Source organism: Microbacterium sp., from assembly GCF_043427715.1.
Classification (GTDB): domain Bacteria; phylum Actinomycetota; class Actinomycetes; order Actinomycetales; family Microbacteriaceae; genus Microbacterium.
On the sequence record NZ_JBHWTD010000097.1, the window covers coordinates 1 to 4,531 of the forward strand.

The window sequence follows — 4,531 nt, forward strand, 5'->3', positions numbered from 1 at the left end:
CCGTGCCCTCGCCGCGGCCGAGGCGGCGCGCGACGCCGCGATCGCCGCCGCCGCAGACGCCGTGACCGCGGCATCCGCTCTCCGTGACCTGGCCGTGCGGATCGACGCGGCGACCGCCGCGATCGCGGGGGCGACGGAGGAGGCCGCCGTCGTCACCCGCCTCGCCGACACCGTCGCGGGACGCGCCCCCAACACCTACAAGATGGACCTCGAGACGTTCGTCCTCGCCGCCGAGCTCGAGGAGATCGTCGCCGCAGCCAACCTCCGCCTGGCGGAGATGTCGTCGGGCCGCTACACGCTCCACCACACCGACGCGCGTCAGGCCCGCAACGCCGCGTCGGGCCTGGGCATCGAGGTGCGCGACGCGCACACCGGCCGGCTCCGACCGCCGCAGTCGCTTTCGGGAGGGGAAACCTTCCTCGCTTCGCTCGCACTCGCGCTGGGCCTCGCCGAAGTGGTCACCTCGCGCGCCGGCGGCATCCGCCTCGACACCCTCTTCATCGACGAGGGGTTCGGATCCCTCGACCCGGAGACCCTCGAACTCGCGATGCGCACTCTCGACGAGCTGCGCGCCGGGGGACGGATCGTCGGTCTCATCAGCCACGTCGAAGCGATGAAGGATCAGATCCCCGCGCAGCTGGTCGTGACCGCGACCCCCGAGGGGCCGAGCGTCATCTCGCAGGACGTCGACGCGACGCCGTGACCCCCGGGGTCGTCGACCTCCGGCGCCGTCAGGTGAGGCGGTACCCCACCCCGCGCACGGTCTCGATCCGCCCGGGCCCCAGCTTCTGCCGCAGGTAGCCGACGTACACGTCCGCGACGTTCGAGCCCGGATCGAAGTCGTACCCCCACACCCGGCTGAGCAGCTGCTCACGGCTGAGCACCTGACCGGCGTTGCGGATGAACTCCTCCGCGAGCGCGAATTCGCGGGCCGACAGCTCCACCCGGTTCCCGCCCACGCGGGCCTCGCGGGTGCGGATGTCGAGGGTCACGTCGCGGTGGGTCAGCGCGGCCAGCGCCCCGGTGTCGTCGTCCTTACGCATCCGCAGTCGGATCCGCGCCAGCAGCTCGTCGAAGCGGAACGGTTTGCCGAGGTAGTCGTCCGCGCCGCCTTCGAGGCCCGCGACGGTGTCCTGCACCTCCACGCGGGCGGTCAGCATGATGACCGGCAGGCGTGACCCGCCGCCGCGCAGGTGTTCGAGGATGGTGAAGCCGTCCATGCCCGGGAGGTTCACATCGAGCACCAGCAGGTCGAACTCATCGGTCTGCGCGAGCTCGAGGGCGAGTGGGCCGGTCGCCGCGACGCGGGTCGCGAAGCCCGCCGCGCGCAGTCCCTTCTCCACGAACCCGGAGATACGCGCCTCGTCTTCGGCGATGAGGATGGATGCCACTTCTCAACCCTCCTGTCTCACGGATGCCGGCATCGGCGGAAGCGGGGGCGGGGGCGGCAGCTTCCGGTCGTCGGTGGTGACGGCGTCGTGCGGGATCGAGAGCAGGAAGACCGCCCCGCCGCCGTCCGCGTCGGCCACCCGCACGGAGCCGCCGTGGGCGCGGGCGATGACCTGGACGATGTTCAGACCGAGGCCGCTGCCACCGCGCCCGTCCGCGGCCTCGCCCCGATGGAAGCGCTCGAAGATCCGCGGCTTCGCGTCATCGGCGACACCCGGCCCGTGGTCGCGCACCCAGAACTCGACCGCGCCGGGCACGACCCGGCTGCCGAGGACGATGTCACCACCGCCGTGCGTGACGGCGTTCTGAGTGAGCTGGAGGAGGGCCTGGGTGATCCGGTCGGCATCGGCCGGCACGACGACGTCGGCGACGCTTCCGGTCGTGATGTGCGCGCCGTCGATCACGGCGGCCTTCCGCGCCACCTGGTGGACGAGGTCCCCGGCGTCCACCGGAGCGAGGGTGACCGGGCTCGGCCCGTGCAGCGATGCCGCGCCGGCGAGATCCTGCACGAGCTTGTCCATCCGGTCGAGCTCGTCGATCGCGAGGTCGCGCGAGGCTGCCGCATCGGCGGGGTCGGCGGCATCCATCACCTCGAGGTTGCCGCGGACGATCGTGATCGGCGTCTTCAGCTCGTGGCCCACGTCGCTCAGGAGCTGGCGCTGGGAGTCGAGGGCTTCGTCGAGGCGGTCGAGCATCGCGTTCATCGTCGCGGCGAGATCGGAGACGTCGTCGCGCCCTTGGATCGGGAGCCGCTCTGAGAGCGACTGCGCCGACACCCGCTGGGCGGTCTCGCGCATGCGTCGCAGCGGCCGCAGCAGCCGCGTCGAGACGAGGAAGGCGACCGCCATGATGATCACCAGGGCGATGCCGCCAGCGATGAGATACGCCCGGCCGGCGTCGTTGATCTCGGCGAGTTCGGCGTTCACGTCGTAGGCGAGCGCGAACACCGTGTCCTCGCCCTCGACCGGGCCGTCGACGGCGATCGGTGCGGCGAGGAACCGCCAGATCACGCCGTCGCCCGAGTACGTGGCGAGGACGGGATCGCCGGTGGATGCCGCCGCGGCGGCGTGTGCGGCGAACCCCGGCGCCGCGGTGAGGTCGATGTCCAGGCGAGAACCCGGGGTCATCACGATGCGTCCGCCGACGATCCCGGCGGCGCCGGTGTTGTCGTCGGGGCTCATCCGCTGCACGACGGCGTAGAGGGCGTCGTCCGCTGCGGCCCACGTGCCGGTGTCGGGGGCCCCGTCGGAGACGATGAACCGAGCCGACGCCAGGTTGTCGCGGAGGCGATCGTCGATCGCCTGCAGGATGTTCGCGCGTTCGACGGCGTAGACGGCCACCCCCACCGAGGTGAGGGCGATCGCGGCGACCAGGGTGATCGCTGCGACGATGCGGGTGCGCACCGAGATCGCCATCCGACGTCGAGGCTGCTCATCCATGACTTCAGTATTGCCGTGGCGGGCCGCGGAAACCCCAAACCCTAAGAAAGGTCTCACGCCACGCACCTCTCCGCCGTGATGAGATCGAGAGGTGCTCCCGACCGTCGACCCCGAAGCCGACCTGCTCGCCGACGCGCTGGAGCTCGATCCGGCAGCGCTGCAGCGGATCAGCCGCGAGCCGCTCGGCAAGGGTCTCGTCGCGGGATACCGGTTGCCGGGGCCCGAGGAGGTCATCTCCTACGTGGACACCTCCCTCCTCGCCGTCCCGGCCGAGACCGGCCTCGCCCTCGAGGGCGTCGCCCGTGTCTGGACCCACCCCGCCGACCCGCACCTGCCCGCACTGCCGGCGGCGGCGTTCGGGCACGCCGTCGAGACGCTGCTCGCCCGCGTCGGCATCCCCGCCGACGCCGCGCCGGAGATCGTGGCCTACCGGCCCGGCCGGCGCGCGGTCCTGCGCGTGCCGACCGCCGACGGGCTCAGCTGGGTGAAGGTCGTCCGCCCTTCGCGCATCGAGCGCATCGTCAGCGCCCACACCACACTGCGGGCGGCGGGACTGCCCGTGCCGGCGGTGCGGGGCTGGTCGCCGGAGGGGCTTCTCATCCTGGATGCCGCGTCCGGCGTCCCAGCGACCGAGACGACCTGGGACGCGGAGGCGCTCCTCGGTGAGATCGACGGACTGCGGGCGGCGCTCGCCGCGGCCGACCTCGCCGGCAAAGCACGCACGTCCTTCCTGGATCGTCGCGACTGGTACGTCCGCCAGCTCCAGAACGCCCTCCCCGCGCTGACGGACGAGATCGTCGACGTGGCCGCGCTCATCGCCGCCGAGGGGACGGATGCCGCGCCGGTCACGATCCACGGCGACCTCCACCTCGGGCAGCTCTTCCTCGACCCGAACACCCGGGCCGTCACCGGGCTCATCGACGTCGACACCGCTGGTCGCGGCCCCACCGTGGACGATTCGGCGGCCTTCCTCGGGCACATCGTCGCCAGCGCCGCCCTCACAGGCCTCGGCGGCGACGCCGCGCGCGTCTGGACACTCGCCCAGGCGGCGGCGGACCGGTGGGGTGGCGACGCGGGAGCGGCGCCGCTGACGGCCATCCATCTGCTCGGTCACGCCCTCGCCGCCTCCCACACGGGTGACCAGGCCCGGGCGGCGGGACTGCTGCGCGTCGCGCGAACCCTGGTCGCGCCGTCACGAGCCGAACGTAAGAGGCCTCTCATCTCCGCCTTCGAGGCGGCTTAGTCGAGACCGCGAGAGTGGAATCACACGATCGGACGATCGCCCCGAAACGCACACTCAGGAGACATCATGAAGAACAACAAGTGGATCGCATACGGCGTGACCGGCATCGTCGGCCTCGGTGTCCTCGCCGGTGGCGTGGGTGCTGCGGCATCCGCCATGGACCTTCGCAACGCCGACGGCACGACGATCCCCGGCGGTGAGCTCACCGGCAAGAACGGCGCACTGCTCGACCGCCCCACCGTGCAGCTGAAGGTCGCCGGCTCCGCCGTGACTGTCGTCTCCGCCCCGTCACCGGTGCGCACGCCCGCTGCGAGCGCCGCCAGCGCCCCGACCCCCGCCTCGGCAGCGTCGCCGGTCAGCTCTTCGCCGTCGATGATTTCGTCAATCTCGGAGGGAGCGG

The 4,531-nt window shown here is 72.1% G+C and carries 4 protein-coding genes and 1 pseudogene; 3 read left to right on the top strand and 2 right to left on the bottom strand.

All coding sequences use genetic code 11. From position 1 onward, the window contains the following. Nucleotides 1-703 (top strand): SbcC/MukB-like Walker B domain-containing protein (locus ACHFGS_RS09700; protein WP_394289421.1); only part of this gene is annotated, 703 nt, incomplete at its 5' end. A gap of 28 nt (nt 704-731) precedes the next feature. Here the strand turns inward: ACHFGS_RS09700 and ACHFGS_RS09705 are convergent. Continuing rightward, entirely contained in the window at nt 732-1,391 is a 660-nt protein-coding gene (locus tag ACHFGS_RS09705) for a response regulator transcription factor (RefSeq protein WP_394278560.1), read from the bottom strand. Between the two features lie 3 nt (nt 1,392-1,394). Continuing rightward, a complete protein-coding gene (locus tag ACHFGS_RS09710) occupies nt 1,395-2,888 on the bottom strand; it encodes an ATP-binding protein (RefSeq protein WP_394278561.1) in 1,494 nt (497 codons plus the stop codon). A gap of 91 nt (nt 2,889-2,979) precedes the next feature. On the opposite strand from ACHFGS_RS09710, the gene ACHFGS_RS09715 reads away from it, so the two are divergent. Together ACHFGS_RS09715 and ACHFGS_RS09720 are read left to right on the top strand one after the other, a co-directional pair. After that, complete coding sequence (locus ACHFGS_RS09715; RefSeq protein WP_394289422.1) at nt 2,980-4,131, top strand: hypothetical protein; 1,152 nt, start codon at nt 2,980-2,982, stop codon at nt 4,129-4,131. A 66-nt stretch (nt 4,132-4,197) separates the two neighbouring features. Beyond that, nucleotides 4,198-4,531, top strand: a pseudogene (locus ACHFGS_RS09720) (hypothetical protein); the annotation flags it as partial.